This window comes from Chimaeribacter sp. YP20170169 (assembly GCF_056739715.1).
The window spans coordinates 2276002-2300914 of the sequence record NZ_CP176824.1; the positions used below are offsets into that span (position 1 = coordinate 2276002).

The following is a 24913-nucleotide window of genomic DNA, read 5'->3' on the forward strand; positions in this document are numbered from 1 at the left end:
CTCCCGCCAGCCATTGAGGAACCGATTATGGGCAAGACCACGGTTAGAATCGGCAGTTATGAGATCCAGGATGCCGAACTGTCAGCGCCGGACACCTCCTGCGGCCACAATACCCTGCGCATTCCCTGTCAGTCTGACCCGGAGCTATGTATGCAGCTGGATGGCTGGGACGATCACACCAGCATTCCCGCCACGCTGGATGGCTGCCAACGCACGCTCTACAAGGAGCGCTATGACAAGCAGTGCGATGCGTGGGTACTGCGGATGGAGTAGCCGTCAGGCGCGCGCCTGTAAGGCGATGCCACGGCCAGCGTAGAAGCGGGCAAAGGTCGCCAGCGGCAGGGTAACATGGGACTGGGTTTCCGGGCGATCGCCGGAGGGGTTGTGGAAGGTCAGCTGTTGCGCATCGGCGTGGGAGACCAGCACCAGATGGCCCCCGGTCTTGGGCGGCTGGCTCTCCGGCTGGCGAATGCTGGGGTGCACCGAGGCGATGAACCAGCGGTAACGGCGCAGCACCCCGGCAATCTCCGTCGCTGCGCGCCCGACCTCCACCTCCGCCGCCCAGCCCCACGCCTCCCGCACATACTCCACGAACGGCGCATAGATCAGGCCGCGGATGGCCTCGCCCTCACGCACGTAGGTGCCATAGGGCAGGCTGGCGCGTGCCAGCGCCAGCAGCGGCGGTGGCTCACGCCCCTCCGCCGCCAGCGCCATCTGCAGGCAGCACATCCCGCACAGGTGGCTGGCCCACTCGACAAACTCCGCCTGGGTCAGCGCACCTGCCTCACGCCAATGGGGAATCTCTGCCAGCGTCTTGTCGCCGCGGATGATCGCTGCCGCGTCGCCGGGTGACGCCCACTGGCTAAAATAGGGCACCGGCCCGGCAGGCTGCTGCCCCATCGGTCAGAACGTCTCAACCACGCGGAAATTCATCAGCACCAGCGTCATCTGCGGGGAGAACATCTCATACTCCTCGAAGAACGCCTGCTGCTGCTGGCGCCAGTCAGCCAGGGTGCCATCCCCTTCGGCCTCGGCGCGCGCGTGGGACTCTGGCACCTGATCGAACGGCACCAGATCGGTGGAGGTCAGCTCAATGGCGCACACCGGCTGGTTGCGGCCATCCACCACCACGAAGGTGTCACCCACCTGTGGCACGCCCTCATCATCCAGCGGGGCGCAGGTGGCGGTTTTCACCCCCTCCACCACCTTTTTCGCCAGCGCATCGGCCAGCGCTTCATTATCAGCGAATGCCCAGCGATCGGCATCTTGGTACTTCTCAGGCAAATTTTTCATGTGGTTCTCACTCTTCAGGCCCGGCGACGGGCCGGGCGCTATTATCATTGGCGGCGTCACAGCGCACCGGCAGCGACGCCGGCCACTGGCGCTCACTGCCGGGGCCATACAGCACCCGTACGCCGCATTCGGTCACGATCCGTGCCAGCGGCCTGCCACCGCGATCAATCATCATGGCGGTGGCACCGTTGGCAGCCACTGCCACCCCCTCGGAAAAGGGCGACACGGCGTCAAACACTGGCGGGATGACAAAGTTGCCGCGCACATCGACAAAGCCATAGTGGCCGGCGGTGCGGGCGAAGGCCAGGCCATCCGCTGGCAGGCCCAGCTCCTGATAGCGCACGTTGCCGATGGGCTGCCCCTGCCCATCAATCCAGATCTGCGCCTGCGGCCCCTGCGCCAGCACCGCGCGCCCATCCTGCATCCGGCTGCCGCGCCCGGCGATCGTCAGCGCCACGTGGCCATTGATGTCAGCATAGCGGGTGGTGGCTTCGCCGCCATTAGCCAGAATGCTGAAACTCATCTCACTGGCGGGTGGCCAGAACCACTGCCCGGCGGGCAGCTCCCCCACCTTTGCGCCGGTGGCGTCGATCACCTGCGTCAGCGGCCCCTGCCCGCGCAGCGCGCGGCCATTGGCAAAGGCGGTGGCACTGCGGCCATCGGCCGGGATCTGCCAGCTGCCCTGCTCATTCAGGTAGCCCGCCTGCGGCAGGCGCGTCAATTTGATCCACTCCCCCAGCGCCTGAATGGTGGTGTCCTGCTCATTCAGCTCCGGCTCGCCGCTGGCCGACAACAGCCACGACTGGCCGTCGGCGGCGCTGGCCAAAATGCGGCCATCGTTGAAGTGCCCATAGCGCAGGCCGCTGGTCGGCGGCACCCGCTGCTGGCCATCGGCACCAAGCAGGGTATGGCGGGTGGCCGCCTCGCCAGCCGGTGCCGGCAGCGTGGCGAACCAGAGCGCGTCATTGATGCGCTCCAGCGCCGCGTACTGTGGGGCGATCACCCAATGGTTCTGGCCGTCAATCACCCCCCACCGGCCGTCGGGCTGCTGCACCGCCACCTCGCCCCCGACGCTATTGGCAACCTGGCGGAAGGCGGGCGCGGCTACCTCGCGCCGGGCCAGCGCGTCAAAGATACCCCACGGCGCGTCCTGCGCCGCCGAGGCGCGGAAACGGAACCAGCCACCGCCAATGGACTCAATCTGCACCTCATCCGGCAGGGCGTAACGCTGGCCCTGATGGTCAACGGCGCTGAGCAGCCCATCGCGATAAGCAAAGGCGTAGCCCTGCACAAATGGGGTGATGTTATCCTCGCCAAAGGCCAGCCGCTGCTGTCCCTGGCTGTCCACCAGCCCCATGCCGCCCTCGGTGGCAACGATGAATTGCAGCGGCGCGCTGCCCTCCACCGCGGCGTCCGCGCCATCGGCCAACGTCACTGACTGCCAGTCCGGCTGTTGCAACAGGCTGCCATCGGCGCGCAGCAGGCCAGCGTTGCCCGCCTGCCCCGGCACCGGGTCGATGCGCGCCAGCGGCAGATCCGGCTGCACCTCGCGCTGGGCGCGATCGTGGCCGTAGAGCGGTTGCAGCGGGTGCGCCGCCAGCCTCTCGAGGGTACGGGCGCTGAGCAGCGCCTTGCCCTCGGGATCAAGGATATTGAGCAGCTTGCCGCGCTCATCGCGCAACCAGAGGCGGCCATTGATCAGTTCAGCGGAGGCGGCCTGCCCGAGCCAGCTGGCATTCAGCAGGGTGCCAGCGGGTGACACCACGCCATTGATCTTGCCCCCCGCGCCAGCCAGCGTCACCAGATAGGGCAAGGTGTCGCGCTCATCCATCACGCTGCCCGCTGGCAGGCTGAGCGGCCGCTCCTGTCCATCCAGATAGAGCGCGGGCGCGCCCTTGCCGCGCACCAGCACCGCGTGGTCATGCACCGTCAGGGTGGCATCGGCGGGCAGGCTGTGCAGCGCCTTGCCACGGTCATTGAGCAACAGAGTCTGCCCATCCGGCTGGGTGGCCTGCCAGAGGCCCGCCGTCAGCGGCTCGGCCTGCACATAGTGCCCCTCCACCCGCGAGCCATCGGCGCGGATCAGGGCCACCTCATCCCCCTCCTCGGCGCGCGCCAACCCGGCACCCTGCGGCGGCAGGGTGATGGCGTTGAATTGTGGCGCGATACGCCAGTTCAGGTCAGGGTCGGCAATGCCATACTGGTGCGCGCCGTTGCGGGCGATGAACAACCCCTCGTTGCCGAAGGGCTGGACAATCTCCATCTTGTCGCTGGCGAAGTGGCGCTGGCCATCAGGTGAGATAAACACGGTGCGGGTAGTGAGGCGTAGCAACAGCGGATTGCCATCCTCGAGGGTGAGGGTCTCGACCCGGTCATCCAGCGGCGGGCCGACGGGCGCGCCGCTGCGGTTAATCAGTTGCGGCCGGCCATCACGCGTTACGGCTGCGATGCCCGCCTGAGTAAAATCGGCGGCACTGTCAAACTGCGGGGCAATGGCCCAGTTGCCGCGGGCATCCAGATAACCCCATTTGCCCTGCTGGCGCGCTGCCGCCAAATCATGGTGGTAGTCGCCCACCTGTTCAAACACTGGCCGGATCACCAGTTGCCCATTGCCGTCGAGGAATCCCCAACGGTGCCCGGTCAGGCCGGACGCCAGTGCCACATCGTCCACTGGCAGATCGGCGGAGGGGAGCAGCACCGCCGCCCGCCCCTGATGCAGATCGCGCAGGCAGAGGGGGATCGCCTGCGGCAATGCCGCCCGCGCCCGCGCCTCGGCCTGCACGCCCTCCTGCACCGGCATACTGCACGCCGTTTGCGCCTGCGCCTGCTGGCCGAGGGCCAGCAGGATCAGCACACCGCCGCCGCGCAATGCCCGGCCGGGGTCTGGTTTCATCTCTTCTCCCCTTGCGGGCTACCCGCACAGGTCAGGGCCTTGGCCGGCCAGAGCGGGCGGCCTTTGGCGGTGATGACGATCCGCTGGTTGCAGCGCACCACCACCTGGGCCTGCACCTTGCCGTGGGAATCGATCAGTTTGGTGACGCCCTTATGCACCACCCAGGCGCGATGGTCACTGAAGTCGCCTGCCGCGCTGTAGGCCGGCTTGATGGCGAAGTGACCATCCTTGTCAATATAGCCATTGAGCGCGCCATAGGTGGCGCGTTTCACCGCGCGGGCGCGCTCATCATGCAGCGGCCCCAGCTGGTCGAAGTAGGCAGCCACACGGGTGGCGCCGCTCTCATCGATCAGGCCGTAGCGGTTCCCCTCGCCACGCAGCGGCACCACGCCACCGCCAGCGGCCGCCACCAGAATGCTGTCCAGCCCTGGGTAGCGCTGGATCTCCTGGCCGCTGAAGTCACGCAGCACGCTCTGGCCGGTGGCCGGATCATTTTCCGCCACGCGGTTCATGCCCGCCAGTGGCACGGCTGTGGGGAACTCCGGCAGCGGCTGGCCGCCGTTGCCATCAATCAGCAGGGTGTTCTGGTCACGGTGGGCCACCGCCCACTGCCGCGGGCCACTGAAGGTGAGCGGCGCGGTGTAGATCGGTGCCACCTGCCACTCGCCGCGTGCGTTGATCGCCCCGTAGCGCTGGCCAAAACTGAGCAGCACGTGCTCGCCGTCAATGGTCGCCCTCTCCACCGGCACCGCCTTCTCCATCACCGGGCGGCCATCGGCATCAATCAGCGCCACGCCGCCGCTGGCCGGCTTCACCAGCCAGTGCGTCGGCCCGACGGCCCGCGGTTTCTCCAGCAGGTCAGCGGCCAGGGTGCGGCTGGTGGCGGCGTTTACCAGACTGAAGCGGCGCTCCGCCTCTTTGCCGGTTTCCAGCAGGTAGAGGCCGTGGCCCATCGCCTGCGGCTTGCCGTGCCCCTCTTGTGGCGCAAGCGCCCAGCGGCCCTCTGGGGTGATCACGCCCCACGCCTTGCCACTGCGCGCCAGCGCGTAGCCCTCGGCAAATGGCTCAATCTGCTCAAAGGTCGGTGCCAGCAGCTCGCGTTTCGCGGCGATGTCCCAGACGCCCCAACGCTGCTGGTCGCCCTCGCCAGCCGCCGTCAGCAGCAGGTTGCCGGTGATGTCGCGCGCCATTTGCAGGGTGCGGGTCGGGATGTCCTGCACGTTGCCGCTGCGGTCAATCAGGCGGCGGCTCTCGGTTTTGCCGTCTGATACCGTGGCCCATGCGTAGTCGCCCGTGAAGGGCTGAACCTGCACAAATTGCGGTGCCACCACCCACTGGCCATTGGCGTCTACCGCGCCCATCTTTTTGTCTTGCGTACGTACGCGCAGCGGCGCGGCATCGGTGCCTGCTTCAAAGCCAGCCCACTGCGGGTCGGTCACGATCTCGCCGTGCGCCGACAGCAGGGCCAGCGGCTGTTTGCTGTCGGCCGGGGTGAGGATCGCCAGCGGCAAGCGGCGGCTGGCGTCGGTGTCATCCGCCGCTGGCTCACCGCGCAACGCTTTCAATTGGTAGCCTGCCAATGCCTTCAAGGTGACATCAGAGAGCAGCCCCACGCCGCGGGTGTCAACGATCTGCACCAGATGCGCGTCCTTGCCGGCGCGGATCCAGAGCGAGTCCAGCCGCACTTCCAACTTCGCGTTTTCAGCGGGCAGCAGGGTGACATGGTTGTCCGGGCCAATCAGCACCACCCCGGCATCACTGGTACCCACCTGCCACTGGTGCCACGGGCGCAAGGAGTCCCCCAGCCCGGCGGGCAGATCCGGCTGCTTCTCTAGCGCACCGTTGAGCAGCTGCCACGCGCCCTCACTGGTCTGCACCAGCCAGTTGCCGTTCGCCAACGGGGTGGCGGTTTTATAAGGGGTTTTGCTGCGCAGCGCACCCTGGCGATCAATGAAGAACCAACCGGCCTTGCCCTGCACTGCCAGCGTGTCGCCATTCAGCTTCGGCAGGGTGCGGCTCTTGATCTTCATCGGGTCAATCGCCCACTCGCCACCCTCATTGAGGTAGCCCCAGTAGCCATTGTCATGGGTGTCACGTTTCTGGGCTGGCACCAAGCCCGACTGCGGCGCCTCAAGCGCCATGACGTCATCGGGCAGGGCCAGCGCGCGATCGATGTCGGCGCGCCACAGGGCCGGTGCAATCTGCATCTGCACGCTGGCCAGCGATTGGCCGCCGACAAAGCCGTCGGTCGCCAGACTGACGGCGAATGGCAGGGTGCGAACCACCGCGCCCTGCTTGTCAATCAGCGCCAGACGATCGTTGATCTCCACCAGCGCGGTGCCCTCGGCATTGAACGGGGTGACGCGGGTGAAGCGCGCCGGGATGGCCCACTTGCCGCGCTGATCGATATAACCATATTTGCCATCCTGTGCCACGGCCGCCAGGCCATTCACGAAGCCTTGGGCGTCGCTGAATGCCGGCTCAATCACCAGATGGCCGGAGGTATCCATGAACCCCCACTTGCCCAGCTTCTCTTTGGTGCTGCCCAGCAGCACCGGCGCCAGCCCTTGCTGGAAGGGCTGCTGGCAGGCATTCAAGGCTTGTGAGGGTGCACAGCGTGACAGCCAGCTCTCATCGGCGCTGGCCGGAAACAGAAAGAGGGCGTTAATCGCCAGTGCCAACGCGCTGATTGCTCCAACGCGGGTAATGTGTTCGGCGTAATGCATCCGATTCCCTTTATGGCAAAATTAGGTAAAAGTGTAGCGCACTCCGCATCAGGCCAGCCTGACGCCTCATCGCCTGGCGGCGGCCGGGGAGCGGTGCCCCAGCTGCCGCCAATCTGCACAGCCTCTTGGCTGCTTATATCCAGGCATAAAGAGGAGGGTTCTCGCCGGCAAGCTCCGCGCCCTGCCTGACGCCATCCCTCTTCTTCACATGCAGAATAACCGCAGCGTTTATAACATAGGCGCAGAATTTTTAAAAACTGACCCACCCATCAGTCGCTTAGAGAAAGCCCTTAACCAGAATATTTCAGAAGATTTACCGCACAAGAACGTTACGCAGTTGTTAACTTTATTTCAGGGGCGTCTATTTTTGTGCTCTAATAATTACGCACGTTAATAATAAGATAGCCGTCTATATAGAAGTCCATATAGTGCAGCGCTAACGTATAACAATGGGTATGAGGAGAACGCCATGAAAGTCGGATTTGCGGGCCTGAGCGCGATGGGAAGCGCGATGGCCAAGAATATTCTGCAAGCGGGTCATACGGTGATAGTCTGGAACCGCAGCTCGCAGGCAGCAGATGACCTGGTGGCGTTGGGGGCGATCCGCGCTGCCGACCCTACTGAGCTGGCGTACGTAGATGTGTTGATCTCCATGTTGGCGGATGACCATGCCACCTGGTCTGTGATTGTCGAGAGTGGCCTGTTGAATCAAATGGCGCCGCGCGCGGTGCATGTCAATATGGCGACCATCTCGGTGGCGCTGGCGCAACAGCTGGATGCGCTGCATCAGGCGCGGCATGTGGGCTACATTGCCGCCCCGGTGCTTGGCCGCACGGAGGTGGCCGCCGCTGGTCAGCTGAATATCCTGGCGGCCGGTGACGCCGCCACCCTGGCAAAGGTGCAGCCGTTGTTGGATATCATGGGCCAGAAGACCTGGTACTTCGGCGACACGCCAGCGCAGGCCAACGTGGTCAAGATTGCCGCCAACTTCACCCTCGCCTCCGCCATTGAGACCATGGCGGAAAGCACGGCGCTGGTACGCAACCACGGGGTCGGCGCACAGGATTTCCTGTCGATGCTCTCCGGTACGCTGTTCAACTGCCCCGCCTACAAGAACTATGGCGGCATGATTGCCGAGGAGCGTTTCTCGCCCGCTGGCTTCAAGCTGACGCTGGGGCTGAAGGATGTCAGCCTGGCGCTGGAGGCCAGCCAGCAGAGCAGAACCCCGCTGCCGTTCGCTGGCGTATTGCGTGACAATTTCATTGATGCGATAGCGCAGGGCGACGGCGATCTGGACTGGGCGGGGGTGGCGACCGTCTCTGCCCGTCGCGCTGGCCTCAAATAGTCACGCCAAGGATTTGACCGGCCGGGCCGGCGTACCGACACAGACGCTGTTGTCCGGCAGGTCATGCACCACCACACTCCCTGCCCCTACCACCACGTTGTTGCCAATGGTGACGCCGGGGCAGAGGGTGACATGCGCGCCAAGCCAGACATCATCCCCCAGCGTAATCGGCTTGACGAACTCCTCACCGGCGGCACGCCGCATCTTGTCCAGCGGGTGCCCGGCGGTGGAGATCACCACATTGGGGGCGATAAACACATTTTTGCCCATCACGACCCGCGCCCCATCCAAAATGGTCAGCCCGTGGTTGGCGTAGAAGTTGTCCCCTACTAGTATGTTGTAACCATAATCCACGTAGAGCGGTGGCTCGACATAGAAACTGCCCTGAAAATTGATCAAGGCTGCCAGCTGTGCGTTGCGGCCCGCCTCGTCATCGTAGTCGCCCTGATTGATCAGCTGGCACGCCTTTTTCGCCTGCCGGCGATCCGCTGTCAGTTGCGGATCGGTGGCGAGATAGGCCTCACCGGCCAACATCTTCTCTTTTTCCGTTTTCATGCCCTGCTCCTATTGGTAGATATGTTGTCTGTTATAACGGCCTGTCCAGAGATTGTCATCTGGCGAGGTGGCATTATCGGTTTTTGCGGAATGCCTCTATATTGATAAATAAAATGTATGTTTATCTCGACCTATCATTAAATATATTTGATGAAACTGCTCCCTATTTCATCCATTCTTCCGCTCGCTGACCCAGGCTGATTACCTACGCTGATAAGTGGTTATTTACCCCCCTCCACGGCTCAGCGCCGCTTATCTTTTCCCGCTCTCCACAATATGTTTCTCGCTCGGCATGGCAATAATTCATTACCCTGCGAACTTCTCCTAAAAAATAACGGATAACTTTCGGACGATTAAACCTTACTTTATTTAATAAACCAATTTACACGGCTTAATCCATTGTTTTAAATGATGTAAAACAAACAAACTCTTTGGGATGATTCTTATTTAAGAATAACAATTCTATTTTTTAGACGCACAGGAAGCGTCATGCATTGCGGTTTCACGCGGTTTATTTACAATTCTCCCACTTATCAACCCTGGGAGCCTACCATGATACCGAATAAGCGTTTTGAAGCGCTGGATAGCTTTCGCGGGTTGTGCGCCATGTCTGTGGTGATATTCCACGTTAATATTGTTGGCAGTTTGACCGAGCTGGCTTTTTTCCGCGAAAGCCACCTGCTGGTGGATTTCTTCTTTGTGCTGAGCGGCTTTGTGCTGACCCACGGCTATGGGTTTAAACGCGATGTGCGGTTCAGGGATTTCTTTATTTCACGCACCTTCCGCATCTTCCCGCTGCATATCGCGATGCTGGGCGTCTTTATCCTGCTGGAGGTGGGCAAATGGTTGGCGTACCAGAAGGGGTTCGTCTTCAACAGCCTGCCCTTCACTGGCGTGACCGCTCCACAGGAGATACTGCCCAACCTGATGCTGGTGCAATCCTGGACGCCGCTCACCTCGCCGCTCAGCTATAACTTCCCGGCCTGGAGCATCAGCGTTGAGTATTACATCTATATGATCTTCTTTGCCCTGACGCTGCTGCGCGGGCGCGGAAAAGTGGTGGCTTGGGCGCTGGTTGCTGGCGTAGCCCTCTATCTGCTGCTGCACGGCCACCCCTATCTGACGGAGAAGTCCCTGCATGGGCTGGCCTGCTTCTTTGGCGGGGCGCTGACTTATGTCCTTTATCGCCAAGTCAGCGACAAGATTGCACTGGGCTTTACCCTGGGATCGCTGGTGGAAGTGGTGGTGCTGGTTACCACCATCACCGTGGTGGCGCTGCCGCTGCCTGACAAGACCCTGCTCGCCATCCTGCTGTTCTGCCTGTGCGTTTTTACTTTCGCGCTGGAACTGGGTGCCGTGTCGCAATTGATGAAGCGCCGATTCTTCCTGCGGCTGGGCGTGCTCTCCTACTCCATCTATATGACCCACGCCGCCCTGCTGTTCTGCCTGATCTCCCTACTGATCGTGGTGCAGAAGGTGACCGGTTGGCAGATTGCGCCAATGGTGGGCGAGCACCGCTACCTCGATTTTGGCAACCCGTTCATCAATGACCTGCTGCTACTGGCCATTCTGGCTGGGGTGGCCGCGGTCGCCAGTGTCACTAACAACTATATTGAGAAGCGTTGGCAGCAGATTGGCCGCACGCTCCAACAGGGCATCACTCTCCGACGTGCAGAAAAACAATAATAATACCCCCTCAGATTGGCCTCTTCGGAGGCCCTTTTTTTGCCCGCCGTAGGGCTGGCATGACCGCGATATCTACCGGTTCCCGTCACCTTTTCCGGCACTTCTATCTAAGATTTATCTTAGAAACCCCACGGAATGCTTAACTGTTTCCCGGCGAAACTACTACACTTTTATAAGATTATTATTACAAGGGGGGAGTTATGGCTCTATTTATTTTTCTGTTATGCAACGTAGCGTTAGTGCTTGCATCGTTGAAAGTACGTAGCTAAGACGCGCCCGCCGCGTCCCTTCCAGGGCGCCAACAAGCCCGGCCCCTCGGCCGGGCTTTTAATTGCTCACGACTCTAGTGGGGCAATCCCTGCCACCTGATGGTGAAACACATAGGGATCTGAGATGAGCGCAAACTGCTCATCGTCTGGATAGGTAACGGCAACGTGATAACGCTCACCCGCGAAGGCGCGCACGGCCTCCAGATCCTGCCACCAGGTCGCTAGAAAGAAGTGTTCATACTCCCCTTGGGTTTCGCGGCGCACCTGTGCCCCACAGCAACCGGGCAGGCCCTCGGCGTGCTGTACCCCGGTCAGCTGCAAATGCCTGGCAAAGCCCTCTGCATGTTCACGTGGCACGCACCCGTGCCAGGTTCGACAGATCATCCCTCTTCACTCCATATTTATTCACAATAGGAGCATAATTATTAACTCCTTGGGATCACAAAAACAACCTTTGCCCGCTGATAACCGTTGAAAAGCCCGCTCGCTCCCCTATGCTGGAAGCCGTAACCAGGAGAGTGCCTATGCTGCTTTACCACTACACCAACCAGACCGGTTTTCTCGGCATCACGGAGAGCGCCACACTCTGGGCAACCAAGATCCAGTATCTCAACGACAATAAAGAGTTTTTCCTCGCGCTTAGCATCGCCGATGAGATTTTGAAAGAGCGCCTGCGCACCGAGATTGCACGCGACGTGGTGATCCGGTTGATCCGCTTCCGGGAGGCGCTGCCGCGGATGAATGACGTCAATGTCTGTGTCTGTTCCCTCTCTGAGAATGGCGATCTGCTCAGCCAGTGGCGTGGCTATGCCGCCGGGCTGGGAGGCTATTCGATTGGTTTTGATTATGAAGGGCTGCGCCGCAGCCTTGCCCGGCAGGAGTATGTGCTGATGAAGTGCCTCTACCAACCTACGGAGCATGAGGCGGCGCTCAACGCCATGATCGATGAGGTGCTCAACCAGTTTGCCGGCCAGCCGGAGCCAGACCACGCGCACATTGAGCAGCCCTCGGCCGCCTCGCGGCTGTTTCAGGAGAAGCTCTACTGCGTGGCGGCCGTGCTGAAGGACAGCAGCTTCAGCGAGGAGGCGGAGTGGCGCGCCATCTCCCGCCGGTCGCTCAACCCAGTGGAACTGGCCTTCCGCCCCGGTCGCTCGACGCTGGTGCCCTTCCATAAACTGCCCTTTGACCAGCCGCAGGATCGCTGCATTCGTGAGATCATTGTGGGCCATACGCCCAACAGCGATCTGGCGCTGGCCGCCACCCATACCCTGATGCAGAAGATGGGGCTGGAGGTGACGCTGCGAGCCAGCGGCATCCCGTTCCGCAACTGGTGAGGTCATGCCCTCTACCGGCCGTCTGGCAGGGGGTTTCTCCGCTGCGGCCTTGCAAAACGATCACAAGACCCTAACCCAACGACATAATTCAGCGCAATTTTTCGCAACAATCGCCGCCAAGGATCGGGTAAAGTAGGCCCTGACCTTTCCGCCGCTGAAGAGATGCCATGTTTATGCCAGATTTTTCCCGATGCCTGCGCACATTATGCGCGTTGCTATTGATCGCTGCGGCCCCTCAGGCGCTGGCCCATGCCCACCTTGCCAGTGCCGAGCCAGCTGCCAATGCGCTGGTCGCGGCCAGCCCGCAACAGTTGGTGCTGGGCTTTACTGAAGGGGTGGAGCCACGCTTCAGCCAGGTGACGCTCAGTGGCCCGGAGGAGGTGATTGTCTCTGCCAAGCAGCTGCGCAACGCGCAGGATGACAAAGCCCACCTGCTGGTGCCGATTCCGCACCGTCTGGCGGCCGGGGAGTATCTGGTAAACTGGAAAGTGGTCTCTGTTGATGGCCACCGCACCCAAGGAAGCTACCGCTTCACCCTCAAATGAGCACGCTCTCCCTGATTTGGGTTGTCTGCCGCTTCCTGCATTTTCTGGCGGTGATGCAACTGTTTGGCATCAGCGTTTTTACCCGCCTGCTGGCCCCAGCCTCCTTTGGGCCGGTGCTACTGCGCCAATTGCGCCGCTGGCAGGGCGTCGCCGGGGTCATCACCCTGCTGACCGCCTTCTCGATGGTGGCGATTCAGGGCGGGCTAATGGGCGATGGGTGGCAGGACAGCTTCTCCTATCCCATCTGGCTGGCGGTGCTGGATACCGCGTTTGGCCAGGTGTGGCGCTGGCACCTGCTGTTTGCCGCCCTGATGATGCTCTGCCTGCTGCTGCCTGCCGACCGCCTGCGTGAGGCGCTGCTGCTGCTGGCCGCCATCGCGCTGCTGGCCGGGCTGGGTGCCGTCGGCCATGCCGCGATGCGTGACGGCTGGGTGGGCACGTTCCAACGCACTAACCATACGCTCCACCTGCTGGCCGCGGCTTACTGGTTCGGCGGCTTGCTGCCGCTGCTGGCTTGCCTGCGCCAGTGCCGTGGGCCACGGCGGACGGAGGCCATCACTACCCTGTTGCGCTTCTCCGCCTACGGCCATCTGGCCGTGGCGCTGGTGATCGGCACCGGTATGCTGGACACCCTGATGGTGGTCGGCACCTGGCCGGTGAACTGGCATTCGCCCTACCAGATGCTGTTGCTGCTCAAAATGGGGCTGGTGGTATTGATGGTCGGGGCAGCGCTCTATAACCGCTACCACATTGTGCCGGGCTTCGCGGCCGATCCGCAGCGGGCGCAGCGCGATGTGGTGCGTACCACATTGCTGCTGCTGGCGCTGTCATTGCTGGTGATTTTGCTGGTCAGCCTGTTTGCCACCCTAGAGCCGGTGCCGGCAGGCTAAGAATTCTCTGTCTATAAGGACTTTCCATGAAAAAAGTGATCCTCTCTCTGGTTTTGACCACCCTGTGCGGCAGCGCTGTGGCGGCGGACATTGTGACCGTCAGCCGTTTCCAGTTTGGCAAGGCATGGCCTTTCACCCGTGAGGAGGTGATGTTGCAGTGCCGCACTGGCAAGGCGCTGTTTGCCATTAATGACAGCACGCTGGTGCAGTACCCGCTGAATGAGGTGGCTGAAGCAGAGGTTAAAGCCGGCAAAACCCAGGCGCAGCCGATTGCCAAAATCCAGCTTGACGATCCGCAACAGCCGGGCCAGAAAATGAGCCTGGCCGCCGTGCAGCAGAAAGCAATGACCCTCTGCGATTAAGCCAGAACGCACCGTGAAAAGTCATGAAAAAGGCAGAACGCCAATGTTAAGGAATTGTTTTGGGATAGTTATCACAAAAGTGAATTCCGATGGCTTTCCCGCTCACACAGCCGGTGTGTGATGCTGGAAAAATCACCTCTGTCGTCTACGCTATAAAGTGCAAGGCATAACAGCCTGCATTAATGCCAACTTTTAGCGCACGGCTCTCTCCCAAGAGCCATTTCCCTAGACCGAATATAGGAATCGTATTCGGTCTTTTTTTATTGCTTCTATTTTAGCCGGGCTGAAGAGAAAAGCAGCCGACCGCGGTTAAAGGCCATCATGCTTCCCGCCACTATTCCCCAAGAGACTTACCTCCCCTGCCGCCATAAAAAAGCCCGCACAAGGCGGGCTTTTAGGCAGCAGCGGGATTATGCCGTCGGCTCTACGCCGGGGGTCATGTTTTTCAGCTCTTTATCAACAAAGAACAGGCCGTTGCCGGTATTGCTCACCAGACCCAGCTTGTCGAGCACCGACTTGAACAGCTTCTCCTCTTCATGCTGTTCAGCCACATACCATTGCAGGAAGTTAAAGGTGGAGTAGTCCTGCAAAGTCATAGCCAGATGCGCCAGCTCGTTGATTTTGCCCGTGATCAGCTGCTCATGTTCATAGGTCTGGGCAAACAGCTCAGACAGAGAGGCAAACTCCTCTGGCGGCGCGGCAATCGCACCCAGCAGCGGCAGTGCACCGGTGTCGCTGACATAATCAAACAGACGCTGCATGTGCTCCATCTCTTCACGCGAATGGGCTTTCAGGAAGGCGGCGGCCCCCTCAAAACCCTTGTCGCTGCACCAGGCGCTCATTTGCAAGTAGAGGTTGGCGGAATAGAACTCCAGGTTCAGTTGTTCATTGAGGCGGCTGACCATCTCTGGCTTTAACATAGGTGCATCCTTAAATATGACAGGCGAAAGCAATGATTAATTTCGCGCATTATGCCGCCCCACGCCAAAAATAGAAACCATCAATCGGAAATTTTTTAATGAAAAGTACAAGTGATTGAATTAAATAGTTTATTTAATATATAAACGTCATTCTAAAATCCTCTTAAATTAATAAATGAGAACCATTACCCTGTCAGGGATTAATAAGGAGAATCGTTCTTATTTATATTCTTGCATGGCGGTTGCCAGGATTTCCCCTTTTTGCCACGATGTTGCTGCCTTGCCATTTGGTCAGGCTTGCTTTATTTTTGCCGCAGCACAACCAACGCCCGGAGAGAGAGCAATGGGATACAACCTGGCTGAACGGCCTATCGAAGAGATGAACCGAATCAATGTGGATCTGGCGGCGTCCGGCGTGGCCTTTAAAGAGCGCTACAATATGCCGGTGGTGCCGGAACTGGTGGAGCGGGAGCAGCCGGAAGCGCTGCGCGCCTACTTCCGCGAACGTGTGGCCTTCTATCGCGGCGAGTCCTACAAATACTCCCGCCTGCCCTACGAACCCAAAAAGTGACTGCCGCCCCAGCCGGGGCGGTCATGCCTTGCCGGCAAAGCGATCTGTGGCGCGGATCAGGCGATCCAGAATGCCCGGCTCGTCGAAGGAGTGGCCAGCCCCCTCAATGATATGTAACTCCGCTTCTGGCCAGCGCTGCGCCAGATCCCAGGCATTCTGTACCTGACAGGCCATATCATAGCGGCCATGCACAATCACGCCCGGCAGGTGGCTAATGCGCGGCATCTCGTCCAGCAACTGATTGTCATGCTCCAAGAAGCCGTTGTGGCTGAAGTAGTGGTTTTCGATGCGCGCGAACGCCAGGGCAAACTCATCTTCGCCAAAGGAGGCGGAGTTGATGGCGGGCATCAGTGTCACCGTCTCCCCTTCCCACAGGCTCCAGAGGCGTGCGGCTTCCAGCTGTACCTCCAGATCGCTGCTGGTCAGGCGGCGGCGGTAGGCGGCAATCACATCCTGCCGCTCCTCCTCTGACAGAATCGACAGCACTCGTTCCCACTTATCCGGGAAGAAGCGTGATGCTCCCTCCTGGTAGTACCAGGCCAGCTCGCGCTGCCGCAGCGTGAAGATGCCGCGCAGCACCAGTTCACTGACGCGATCAGGGTGCGCCTGCGCATAGGCCAGACCAAGGGTCGATCCCCAGGAGCCGCCGAACACCAGCCACTGCTCGACCTCTGCCATCTCACGCAGCTTCTCCATGTCCTCTATCAGGTGCCAGGTGGTGTTGTTGTCCAGACTGGCATGGGGACGCGACCGGCCACAGCCGCGCTGATCAAATAACGTGACGTTGTAACGTTCAGGATCGAATAACTGCCGGTGCATCGGCGAACAGCCGCCCCCGGGGCCACCGTGGATGAAAACCGCCGGCTTACCCGCCGGATTGCCGCTACGTTCCCAGTAAACCTGATGGCCGTCGCCGGTGTTAAGCCAGCCACTGGCGTAAGCCCTGATGGGGGGATATAACCCCTTTAATGCCGTCATCTGCTGTCCCGATCTGCCTGCTCCTCGGGTTAATAAAACTGATTGTTATATTTACGTCAATGAATTAGCTCTTATTTGTAAGAAATCACATTCTTTCGGCCATTTTATCGTCAATCTTGCCGGATTTTGTAAGCAAAAAAAGAGTGACGAAAAAACAGTCATTTTTTTAAAAAATCCGCTGAATTCTACTTGAAAAAATAGTTTAAACAGATGTTAATAAGGGTGCATACCAACCCAATCACCGGTATAGAGAGGCCACCATGAGTAAGGGAATGGATAGCAAAAAGAATGCGAAGAAGAAGCCGTTGAAAACCCCTGCTGAAAAACGGGCGGACAAGCGTGCCAAAAAAGCACATCCGCAAGAGTGATTCCGGCTGACCCGCGTACTTAAACCCGCTCAGGCGGGTTTTTTATTGTTTGATACCAAAAGGATTGATGGCATGAATAGAATTGTCATTGCAGCGGCACAATACTGTAGTGTGCCATGCGATATTGAGAAAAATATCGCGTTGCACCGTGAGTTTGTGGCAATTGCTGCCGAAGAACAGGTCAACATGCTGATCTTCCCTGAACTCTCTATTACCGGTTATGAATTGGGTCAGGCCAGCGATCTGGCCCTGACCCTGGACGATCCGCGCCTGATGCCCCTCTGTCAGGATGCACAGCGCCATGCCATGACCATTGTGTTTGGCGCGCCGCTCCTGACCGATCCCAAGGGGACCTGCTGCATTGGCGCGATTGCCTGTGAAACTGACGGCTCACTCTATGCCTATACCAAACAGCATCTGGTGGAGCATGAATTGGCCTACTTCAGCCAGGGCCAGGGCGGCCCGCTGGTGCGGGTTCAGGAGTACAATGTCGGGCTGGCCATCTGTGCCGATGTGACAGTGCCATCGCATCCGGAGCAGGCAGCGCTGGCCGGTGCCAACATCTATACTGCGGGTGTGCTGTTCTCTGAGGATAATTACGAGCGGGATAGCGGACGCTTGCAGGGGTACGCCAGCCGCCACCAGATGGCGGTATTGATGGCCAACCACGGCAGCCAGACCGGTGGTCTGCTGGGTGTAGGCCAAAGCGCCATCTGGGCGGAGGATGGCCGCTGCATCACCCGCGCCGGACGCACCGGCAATGCGCTGGTATTGGGCGAGCGGTTACATGGCCAGTGGCAGGGCCGCACTATCTCTTTAGACAGCTAATTAACGAGGAGCACTATGATCCTGCGAGTCATTGACACTGAAACCTGCGGCCTTGACGGCGGCGTGGTGGAAGTTGCGTCAGTGGATGTGGTAGAGGGGCAGATTGTGAATCCAATGAGCGATCTGGTCTCGCCCGACCGGCCCATCAGCATTGAGGCGATGGCTATCCACCACATCACGGAGGAGATGGTGGAGGGCAAGCCACGGATTGCGAAAGTGATTGGCCGCTACCAAGGCAGCCCCTACTATGTGGCGCACAATGCGGCCTTTGACCGCGCCATGCTGCCAGAGATGCATGGCCGCTGGATCTGTACCGTCAAGCTGGCGCGCAAGGCATTCCCCGGCCTGAAGTACAGCAACCAACACTTACGCTATGCCCTGCGGCTGAAGGTCGATCTGCCAGACGGGCTGTGGCCGCACCGCGCGCTCTATGACTGTTACGTCACCGCCGCACTGTTGCAGCGCATCATGCAGGAGACGGGCTGGAGCGCCGAAGAGATGGCAGAGATTACTGAACAGCCGGTGCTACTGCGCACCCTTAAGTTCGGCAAGTACCGTGGCCGGCCGATTGAGGCGATTGCCCAGGAAGATCCCGGCTACCTGCGCTGGATGCTGAAATCCATCGATGACCTCAGCCCCGATATGCGCTACACCCTCACCCACTACCTCACGCCCTGACTGCCCAGGGGGCAGCGCTGGCGCGCTGCCCCGGCAGGCATCAGGCCAGCGTGCCCTCGCTCAGTGCCAGCACAAAGGCGTACTCCATCGCGATATCTTCATAGGCCTTGAAGCGCCCAGATTTGCCGCCGTGTCCGGCATCCATATCGGTATAGAGCAGCAGCGGGTTGCCGTCGGTCTTCAGCTCGCGCAATTTGGCGACCCACTTGGCCGGCTCCCAATACTGCACCTGTGAGTCATGCAGGCCAGTGGTGACCATCATGCTTGGGTAGGCTTTCGCCTCCACCCGGTCATACGGGCTGTACTGCAACATATAGTGGTAGTACTCCGCCTGATTGGGGTTGCCCCACTCGTCGTACTCGCCAGTGGTCAGCGGAATGCTCTCATCCAGCATGGTGGTGACCACGTCCACGAACGGCACCTGCGCCACGATGCCGTGGTAGAGGTCGCCAGCCTGATTGATCACCGCCCCCATCAACAGGCCGCCAGCGCTGCCTCCCATCGCATAGACCCGATCCTGGCGGCCATAGCGCTGCTCTACCAGTGCCTGCGTAACGTCGATAAAGTCGTGGAAGGTGTTGAGCTTGTGAAGCAGCTTGCCATCCTCATACCACTGCTGGCCCAACTCCCCGCCGCCGCGGATGTGCGCCAGCGCAAACACAAAGCCACGGTCAAGCAGGCTCAGGCGGCTGGTGCTGAATGAGGGATCCATGCTACTGCCGTAGGAGCCATAGCCATAGACCAGCAGCGGGTTGGCCCCCGCCTGGAACAGGTCACGCCGGTAGACCAGCGACACCGGCACCTTCACCCCATCGCGCGCCGTCACCCATAGCCGTTCGCTGGCATAGTGGCCGCTATCAAAATTCTTCACCTCCTGCTGTTTCAGCAGGGTGCGCTCGCCGCTCTCCATATCCACCTCAAACAGCGAGCTGGGGGTGGTCATGGAGGAGTAGCCGTAGCGCAGCAATTCAGTCTCCGGGTCTGGGTTATAGGCCAGCCAGGTGACGTAGGTGGGATCGTCGAAGCGAATCTCCTTCTGCGCCCCGCTCTGCCAGTGGATCTGGCGCAGGTGGGTCAGCCCCTCGCTGCGCTCCTCCACCACCAGCCAGTGGCGGAACAGGCTGAAGCCCTCCAGCATTACCTCCTGGCGCGCCGGTATCACCACCTGCCACCCCGCCTCGTCCGGGCTTTCGGCCTGATAGAGGCCAAAGTTTTTGCCCTCTTTATTGGAGCGAATATAGAAGTGGTCACGGTAGTGATCGATGGCGTATTCGTGGTCACGACGGCGCGGCACAAAGATCTGTGGCTCGGCCTCTGGCTCCGCCGCGTCCAGCAGCAGGATCTCTGAGGTGGTGGTGCTGCTGAGGTGGATCAGGATATAGCGCTCGGAGGTGGTCTTCTCCAGGCTGACGTAGAAGGTGTCGTCCTGCTCCTCATACACCAGCACATCCTGCGCCGGATCGCTGCCCACCATATGGCGATAAACCTGATAAGGCAGCAGCGTTTTGTCATGCTTGCGCACGTAATAGAGGGTGCGGGAGTCATTGGCCCACTCAAAGCTGGCAGAGGTGTTAGTGATCACCTCTTCCGACCACTGCTCGCTGGCCGCCTCACGGATGCGGATGTCGTACTGGCGGCGCGAGAGGAAATCCTCCGCCATCGCCAGCCGCTGGTTGTCCGGGCTGACGTCCAGTGCGCCGAGGGTGTAGAACTCATGCCCCTCCGCCCGCACGTTGGCATCCAGCAGCACCTCCCATGCCTGCGTCTCGGCGGCAGGCTGGCGCACGTAGATCGGGTACTCCTTGCCGGGCTGGTAGCGGGTCTGGTAGCGGTAACCGTGGCGCACGTAGGGTACTGAGGCATCCTCCTGCGGGATACGATCCACCATCTCCTGATAGAGGGTTTCACGCAGTGCCTGATGGGGCTGCATCATCTGCTCGGTGTACTGGTTCTCGGCGGTCAGGTGGGCCAGCACGTCCGACGCGCTGCGCTCATCATCACGTAGCCAGTAATACTCATCGATACGGCTATCACCGTGCGTGGTGAGAGTATGGGGGCGCTTGTCAGCTTTGGGTGGTGTAATCATCGACTGTTCCCTGGCACTGCCATTGTTAACCGATAAGGGGCGAAAGGACGCACCGGCGCATGGAATCCTGCTAAGTATGGCTACTGCGCCGGTCAGGCGTCGGATAAATGTTGGCGCCTCAGGCAACCTGAAAACAACATCTTAACAAAAGAGGCATGATAGCCCTTAACAGAGGGCGAACTCAATGCAGTAGAGTTGCTGGATATCGGGGTAGAGGGTCTGGATAAGCTGTCGCAGCTCAGGGAGGGACATGTTCTCCTGCCGGGCATGGGTGTCGTTTAGCTCGGAAGGGGCCACCGACGTCACGGCAAGCACGCGCAGATGGCAGAAGACGCCGCCATCCTCAAGGCGCGAGACGCACAACACCTCACCCGGCGTGACGTCGGCCTCAAGGCTGTCACGCAGGGTAATGGTTTTGCGGCCGGCCAGGATGTCATCCTGGAAGCGGCGATAGAAGGTAAAGGATCGCATGGCATCACTCCTTGATGGCGTCAGGCTCAGGCGGCCTGATTGTCGCTGTCCGCCGCCTCTTTGCCGCGGCCCTTGGGCTTCAGGCGCGCAGGCTCTTCAGCACCCTCTTCCGCTTTGCTCGCCAGCACGCTCTCCAGCGAACCGCCGCGCAGGATCTGGGTCAGCGGATCTTTATGCTCGGCCAGGAAGAAGCTCAGGCTTTCACGCTCGCCCTCTTCCATCTCCAGTGCGGAATGGGCCAGCCATTCAGACAGGGTATCGGCCAGATCCAGCATCTTGTCGTAAGCGTCAGCCTCTTTCTTGGTCGCAAACGTCATCTTTTCCTCGCCTTGTCGCACCACGACATATTTCACTTCAACCGTCATGAGTGTTAATCCTCTTAATGGCACACTACTGTATAGATATACAGTTTAAGGAAAATAGGACGGGGAGGCAAGCCCTTTCGCACAAACCGGAACCCGCCTCCCAAAAAATAAATTACTTCAATAACCGGGCTTTACAGCTTTTGCCTTTGATTTTACCTTGCTGGAGCTGCGAGAGCGCACGACGGACGCTGGCACGGCGGATCGCCACATAGGCGTGTACCGGGAACATGTCGATTTTGCCGACTTCCGCCGCCGTCAGCCCGGCGTCACCGGTCAGCGCGCCAAGGATATCGCCGGGGCGGATTTTCGCCTTGCGGCCGCCATCGATGCAGAGCGTAGCCATCTCTGGCTCGAGCGCCACGGACGGGGTCGCCATCAGCTTGTCAGCCGGCTGCCACTGGGTGCGGATGGCGAGGTAATCCTCCAGCGCGTGCACGCGCACCATCTCCTGTGGGGCGCAGAAACTGACCGCCACACCGGCCGTACCCGCGCGGCCGGTGCGGCCAATGCGGTGGACGTGCACCTCGGGGTCGAAGGAGAGCTCGTAGTTCACCACCAGCTCCAGATCCTTGATGTCGAGGCCGCGCGCGGCGACATCGGTCGCCACCAGCACCCGGCAGCTGCGGTTGGCGAAGCGCACCAGCACCTGATCGCGGTCACGCTGCTCCAGGTCGCCGTGCAGGGCCAGCGCGCTGATGTTCTCGGCAGCCAGCGCGTCGGCCACCTCCTGGCAATCGCGTTTGGTGTTGCAGAACACCACACACGAGGCCGGCTGGTAGTGGCGCAGAGTGCCAGTCAGCAGGCGCAGGCGTTTGTCACGGCTGGTTTCGATGAAAATCTGCTCAATGGAGGGCGGCTGCTCACCGCCGTCGATCTCAATCGTCAGCGGCTCGCGCTGGACACGCGCGCTGATGCGGGCGATCCCCTCCGGGTAGGTGGCGGAGAACAGCAGGGTCTGGCGCTGCGGCGGGGTGTAGCGGATCACCTCGTCGATGTCATCGCTGAAGCCCATGTCGAGCATACGATCGGCCTCATCCAGCACCAGCAGGCGCAGTGCGTCCAGGTTCAGCGTCTGCTTGCGCAGGTGCTCCTGTACCCGGCCCGGCGTGCCGACCACGATATGCGGCGGACGCACCAGCGAATCAAGCTGCGGGCCAATGGGCTGGCCGCCGCACAGGGTCAGAATCTTGATGTTCTGGGTGAAGCGCGCGAGGCGGCGCAGCTCTTTGCTCACCTGATCCGCCAGCTCGCGGGTTGGGCAGAGCACCAGCGCCTGAGTGAGGTACTGGCCAGCGACAATCTTGTCCAGCAGGCCAATGCCGAAGGCGGCGGTTTTGCCGCTGCCGGTCTGTGCCTTGGCACGGACGTCACGGCCATCAAGGATGGCCGGCAGGGCGGCGGCCTGTACTGGGGTCATGGTGGCGTAACCCAGTTCCGCCAGATTGTCGAGTTGCTCCGCCGGCAGCGGCAGGGAAGAAAATGGGAGTGTGCTCAAGACAGTCGCTCTTATGATGGAAAAAAAGGGGGGCGGGCGTGTGCTGCAATACAGTCAGTTCCGGCAAGCGCCCATCATAGCAGAGAGCGGGCCGGGCGCGGTAACACGGCGGGGGCCTAGGGCAAAAAAACCCGCGCCGGGCGGGTTTTCAGGCGCTCACCGCACGGGGCGGCAATGCGCAGTCAGATGGTGACCACGTTGGCAGCCGATGGGCCACGCGGGGTCTCCTGTACGGAGAACTCCACCTGCTGCCCTTCCGCCAGGGTTTTGAAGCCGTCGCTAACGATCGCCGAGAAGTGGACGAAGAGGTCATTGGAACCGTCAGCCGGGGTGATGAAGCCGAAGCCTTTGGATTCGTTGAACCACTTCACGTGGCCAGTTTTCTTGCTCATGGCGTTTTCCTTCATTGATAAGTCTGCCCGCAGGCGCGAGACGCCCTGCGCCACAGGCCAGCATCAGGATAACGACACCAGAACCGCTGAAAAGCCGGGAGGGCCATCCCATAAAAACCGCTCATCCCATTGAGGTACCGCACCTGCTGCCTGCTCCGCAGGACCGGGGAATTAACGCATATTCATGCGGGCAGCGCAAATTTTTCTCCTGTCCTAAGCTATGGATTGTATTGGTTTTCCTGACAAAACGCCCGATGCGTGGATGGCATGGCCTGCCGTCGGTGCCTAAAAATCACACATGAACGCGGGCCAAAGAACGTCAGCACGGCTGCACACGCAAACGTTTTCGTTTATACTGCGCGCGTCATTTTTAAGTCGAGTCAGTCAACCCTGAAACAGATAGGTAAGCTATGTTGATCCTTGGAACTGCCCTGCGCCCCTCCGCGACCCGTGTCATGCTGTTAGGCTCGGGTGAATTAGGTAAAGAAGTGGCCATTGAGTGCCAGCGTCTTGGCCTGGAAGTCATCGCCGTTGACCGCTATGCCGATGCCCCGGCCATGCACGTCGCCCACCGCAGCCACGTGATCAATATGCTGGATGGCGACGCGCTGCGCGCCGTGATTGAGCGCGAGCGCCCTGACTTTATCGTGCCGGAGATCGAGGCCATCGCCACCAGTTTACTGGTGACGCTGGAGCAGGAGGGCCACCACGTGGTGCCGAGCGCCGAGGCCACCCGCCTGACCATGAACCGCGAGGGCATCCGTCGTCTGGCGGCGGAGACCCTGGGCCTGCCTACTTCCAGCTACCGCTTTGCTGACAGCGAAAGCGCTTTCCACCAGGCCGTGGAGGAGATTGGCCTGCCCTGCATCATTAAGCCGGTGATGAGCTCCTCCGGCAAGGGCCAAAGCCTGATCCGCACCGCAGACCAGATGCAAGCCGCCTGGGAGTATGCCCAACAGGGCGGGCGCGCTGGCGGCGGGCGGGTGATTGTCGAGGGGCTGGTGCGTTTTGATTTCGAGATCACCCTGCTGACCATCAGCGCGGTGGATGGCATCCACTTCTGTGCGCCAATCGGCCACCGTCAGGAAGAGGGTGACTACCGTGAGTCCTGGCAGCCGCAGCAGATGAGTGAACTGGCGCTGCAACGCGCGCAGGCCATTGCTGAGCAAGTGGTGAAGGCGCTGGGCGGCCGCGGCCTGTTTGGCGTCGAGCTGTTTGTGTGTGGCGATGAGGTGATCTTCAGTGAAGTGTCGCCGCGCCCGCATGATACCGGCATGGTGACGCTGATTTCACAGGATCTGTCGGAGTTTGCGCTGCATGTGCGCGCATTCCTTGGCCTGCCAATTGGCGAGGTGCGCCAGTTTGGCCCATCAGCCTCGGCGGTCATTCTGCCGGAGCTGACCAGCGGCGACGTGCGCTTTGCTGGTGTGGAACAGGCGCTGGGCGGCCATAACCAGATCCGCCTGTTCGGCAAGCCCGAGATTGCTGGCAAGCGCCGCCTTGGCGTGGCACTGGCGACCGGCGACACGGTCGAGGCGGCGGTCGAGCGCGCCATTCAGGCCGCGGCTGCCGTCAAGGTGAGCGGCTGATTCAAAACATCACGGGCGCTTCTGCGCCCGTTGTGGCTGGCAGGGGTTAACGGGCGTGCCCGTCCTCCTCTTCCGCCTCGTCATCCTGATCCTGCTCATCCTCTTCGTCAAAACGCACCGCCACCTGTGCGCCACGGTGGGCTTCCCGGATCTCCTGCGCGACCCGCGCGATCGCCTCCCCGCTGCTCATCCCCTGCTCCATGAGCTGGTGAATACGTTCCGCAGCCTGCTGCTGCTCCTGGTGTGTAAGTGCCGGCATACCCGATTGCATGGA

25 protein-coding genes are annotated in these 24913 nt (G+C 60.7%); 11 read left to right on the plus strand and 14 right to left on the minus strand.

Features of this window, described 5'->3' with window-relative positions:
- Window positions 1-27 precede the first annotated feature (27 nt).
- Window positions 28-273 carry a DUF1480 family protein gene (locus tag ACK3SD_RS10200; protein WP_137763448.1) on the plus strand — a complete coding sequence of 82 codons (246 nt, stop codon included), beginning with the start codon at window positions 28-30 and terminating at the stop codon, window positions 271-273.
- 3 nt (window positions 274-276) lie between these two features.
- On the opposite strand, the gene ACK3SD_RS10205 is transcribed toward ACK3SD_RS10200, so the two are convergent.
- The 4 genes from ACK3SD_RS10205 to ACK3SD_RS10220 are packed head-to-tail and all read right to left on the minus strand — an operon-like array spanning window position 277 to window position 6912.
- Complete coding sequence (locus tag ACK3SD_RS10205; RefSeq protein ID WP_481125398.1) at window positions 277-900, minus strand: cysteine peptidase family C39 domain-containing protein; 624 nt, start codon at window positions 898-900, stop codon at window positions 277-279.
- Window positions 901-903: 3 nt separating this feature from the next.
- The gene (locus ACK3SD_RS10210) at window positions 904-1293 is read right to left on the minus strand and encodes an ASCH domain-containing protein (RefSeq protein WP_137763450.1); all 390 of its coding nucleotides are present in this window, start codon (window positions 1291-1293) and stop codon (window positions 904-906) included.
- A gap of 7 nt (window positions 1294-1300) precedes the next feature.
- On the minus strand, window positions 1301-4186 hold the full coding sequence (locus tag ACK3SD_RS10215) for a WG repeat-containing protein (protein ID WP_481125399.1): 2886 nt from the start codon (window positions 4184-4186) through the stop codon (window positions 1301-1303).
- The gene (locus ACK3SD_RS10220) at window positions 4183-6912 is read right to left on the minus strand and encodes a WG repeat-containing protein (RefSeq protein ID WP_481125400.1); all 2730 of its coding nucleotides are present in this window, start codon (window positions 6910-6912) and stop codon (window positions 4183-4185) included. Before ACK3SD_RS10220 ends, ACK3SD_RS10215 begins: the two co-directional genes overlap by 4 nt.
- 469 nt (window positions 6913-7381) lie before the next feature.
- Between ACK3SD_RS10220 and ACK3SD_RS10225 the strand changes: the two genes are divergently transcribed.
- Window positions 7382-8257, plus strand: a complete 876-nt coding sequence (locus ACK3SD_RS10225; protein ID WP_481125401.1) for an NAD(P)-dependent oxidoreductase — start codon at window positions 7382-7384, stop codon at window positions 8255-8257.
- Here the strand turns inward: ACK3SD_RS10225 and ACK3SD_RS10230 are convergent, their stop codons facing one another.
- The gene (locus ACK3SD_RS10230) at window positions 8258-8812 is read right to left on the minus strand and encodes a sugar O-acetyltransferase (RefSeq protein ID WP_481125402.1); all 555 of its coding nucleotides are present in this window, start codon (window positions 8810-8812) and stop codon (window positions 8258-8260) included.
- 552 nt (window positions 8813-9364) lie between these two features.
- Here ACK3SD_RS10230 and ACK3SD_RS10235 point away from each other — a divergent pair.
- Window positions 9365-10498, plus strand: a complete 1134-nt coding sequence (locus ACK3SD_RS10235) for an acyltransferase family protein (protein ID WP_481125403.1) — start codon at window positions 9365-9367, stop codon at window positions 10496-10498.
- Window positions 10499-10833: 335 nt separating this feature from the next.
- Here the strand turns inward: ACK3SD_RS10235 and ACK3SD_RS10240 are convergent, their stop codons facing one another.
- Window positions 10834-11151 (minus strand): antibiotic biosynthesis monooxygenase family protein, encoded by a 318-nt coding sequence (locus tag ACK3SD_RS10240; protein WP_481125404.1) that lies wholly within the window; start codon window positions 11149-11151, stop codon window positions 10834-10836.
- A 140-nt stretch (window positions 11152-11291) separates the two neighbouring features.
- On the opposite strand from ACK3SD_RS10240, the gene ACK3SD_RS10245 reads away from it, so the two are divergent.
- The 4 genes from ACK3SD_RS10245 to ACK3SD_RS10260 all read left to right on the plus strand — a co-directional run bounded on the left by ACK3SD_RS10245 (window position 11292) and on the right by ACK3SD_RS10260 (window position 13898).
- Complete coding sequence (locus ACK3SD_RS10245; RefSeq protein ID WP_481125405.1) at window positions 11292-12101, plus strand: DUF2971 domain-containing protein; 810 nt, start codon at window positions 11292-11294, stop codon at window positions 12099-12101.
- 173 nt (window positions 12102-12274) lie between these two features.
- Window positions 12275-12646, plus strand: a complete 372-nt coding sequence (gene copC, locus ACK3SD_RS10250; RefSeq protein WP_137764973.1) for a copper homeostasis periplasmic binding protein CopC — start codon at window positions 12275-12277, stop codon at window positions 12644-12646.
- Window positions 12643-13536, plus strand: a complete 894-nt coding sequence (gene copD, locus ACK3SD_RS10255; RefSeq protein WP_481125406.1) for a copper homeostasis membrane protein CopD — start codon at window positions 12643-12645, stop codon at window positions 13534-13536. The genes copC and copD overlap by 4 nt, the downstream gene beginning before the upstream one ends.
- Window positions 13537-13562: 26 nt before the next feature.
- Window positions 13563-13898, plus strand: coding sequence for a YebY family protein (locus ACK3SD_RS10260; RefSeq protein ID WP_481125407.1), 336 nt, complete (start codon window positions 13563-13565; stop codon window positions 13896-13898).
- Between the two features lie 410 nt (window positions 13899-14308).
- Here ACK3SD_RS10260 and ftnA read toward each other — a convergent pair whose 3' ends face one another.
- Entirely contained in the window at window positions 14309-14818 is a 510-nt protein-coding gene (gene ftnA, locus ACK3SD_RS10265) for a non-heme ferritin (protein ID WP_481125408.1), read from the minus strand.
- A gap of 343 nt (window positions 14819-15161) precedes the next feature.
- Here ftnA and ACK3SD_RS10270 point away from each other — a divergent pair, with 343 nt between their 5' ends.
- A complete protein-coding gene (locus tag ACK3SD_RS10270; RefSeq protein ID WP_137763463.1) occupies window positions 15162-15389 on the plus strand; it encodes a DNA polymerase III subunit theta in 228 nt (75 codons plus the stop codon).
- A gap of 21 nt (window positions 15390-15410) precedes the next feature.
- Here the strand turns inward: ACK3SD_RS10270 and pip are convergent, their stop codons facing one another.
- Complete coding sequence (gene pip, locus ACK3SD_RS10275; protein WP_481125409.1) at window positions 15411-16367, minus strand: prolyl aminopeptidase; 957 nt, start codon at window positions 16365-16367, stop codon at window positions 15411-15413.
- A gap of 440 nt (window positions 16368-16807) precedes the next feature.
- Here pip and ACK3SD_RS10280 point away from each other — a divergent pair, with 440 nt between their 5' ends.
- Both ACK3SD_RS10280 and exoX read left to right on the plus strand, forming a co-directional pair.
- The gene (locus ACK3SD_RS10280) at window positions 16808-17563 is read left to right on the plus strand and encodes a carbon-nitrogen hydrolase family protein (protein WP_481125410.1); all 756 of its coding nucleotides are present in this window, start codon (window positions 16808-16810) and stop codon (window positions 17561-17563) included.
- 15 nt (window positions 17564-17578) lie between these two features.
- Entirely contained in the window at window positions 17579-18241 is a 663-nt protein-coding gene (gene exoX, locus ACK3SD_RS10285) for an exodeoxyribonuclease X (protein WP_481125411.1), read from the plus strand.
- 40 nt (window positions 18242-18281) lie between these two features.
- Here exoX and ACK3SD_RS10290 read toward each other — a convergent pair whose 3' ends face one another.
- The 5 genes from ACK3SD_RS10290 to cspE all read right to left on the minus strand — a co-directional run bounded on the left by ACK3SD_RS10290 (window position 18282) and on the right by cspE (window position 23050).
- A complete protein-coding gene (locus ACK3SD_RS10290; RefSeq protein ID WP_481125412.1) occupies window positions 18282-20327 on the minus strand; it encodes a S9 family peptidase in 2046 nt (681 codons plus the stop codon).
- A 165-nt stretch (window positions 20328-20492) separates the two neighbouring features.
- Window positions 20493-20798 carry a N(4)-acetylcytidine aminohydrolase gene (yqfB, locus tag ACK3SD_RS10295; RefSeq protein ID WP_481125413.1) on the minus strand — a complete coding sequence of 102 codons (306 nt, stop codon included), beginning with the start codon at window positions 20796-20798 and terminating at the stop codon, window positions 20493-20495.
- 26 nt (window positions 20799-20824) lie between these two features.
- Window positions 20825-21163 (minus strand): YebG family protein, encoded by a 339-nt coding sequence (locus ACK3SD_RS10300; RefSeq protein WP_137763469.1) that lies wholly within the window; start codon window positions 21161-21163, stop codon window positions 20825-20827.
- Between the two features lie 112 nt (window positions 21164-21275).
- The gene (dbpA, locus tag ACK3SD_RS10305) at window positions 21276-22658 is read right to left on the minus strand and encodes an ATP-dependent RNA helicase DbpA (RefSeq protein WP_481125414.1); all 1383 of its coding nucleotides are present in this window, start codon (window positions 22656-22658) and stop codon (window positions 21276-21278) included.
- Between the two features lie 182 nt (window positions 22659-22840).
- Entirely contained in the window at window positions 22841-23050 is a 210-nt protein-coding gene (gene cspE, locus ACK3SD_RS10310) for a transcription antiterminator/RNA stability regulator CspE (protein ID WP_481125415.1), read from the minus strand.
- A gap of 410 nt (window positions 23051-23460) precedes the next feature.
- Here cspE and purT point away from each other — a divergent pair, with 410 nt between their 5' ends.
- Window positions 23461-24639, plus strand: a complete 1179-nt coding sequence (purT, locus tag ACK3SD_RS10315; RefSeq protein WP_481125416.1) for a formate-dependent phosphoribosylglycinamide formyltransferase — start codon at window positions 23461-23463, stop codon at window positions 24637-24639.
- Between the two features lie 46 nt (window positions 24640-24685).
- On the opposite strand, the gene ACK3SD_RS10320 is transcribed toward purT, so the two are convergent.
- Window positions 24686-24910 carry a YoaH family protein gene (locus tag ACK3SD_RS10320; RefSeq protein ID WP_137763473.1) on the minus strand — a complete coding sequence of 75 codons (225 nt, stop codon included), beginning with the start codon at window positions 24908-24910 and terminating at the stop codon, window positions 24686-24688.
- Window positions 24911-24913 lie beyond the last annotated feature (3 nt).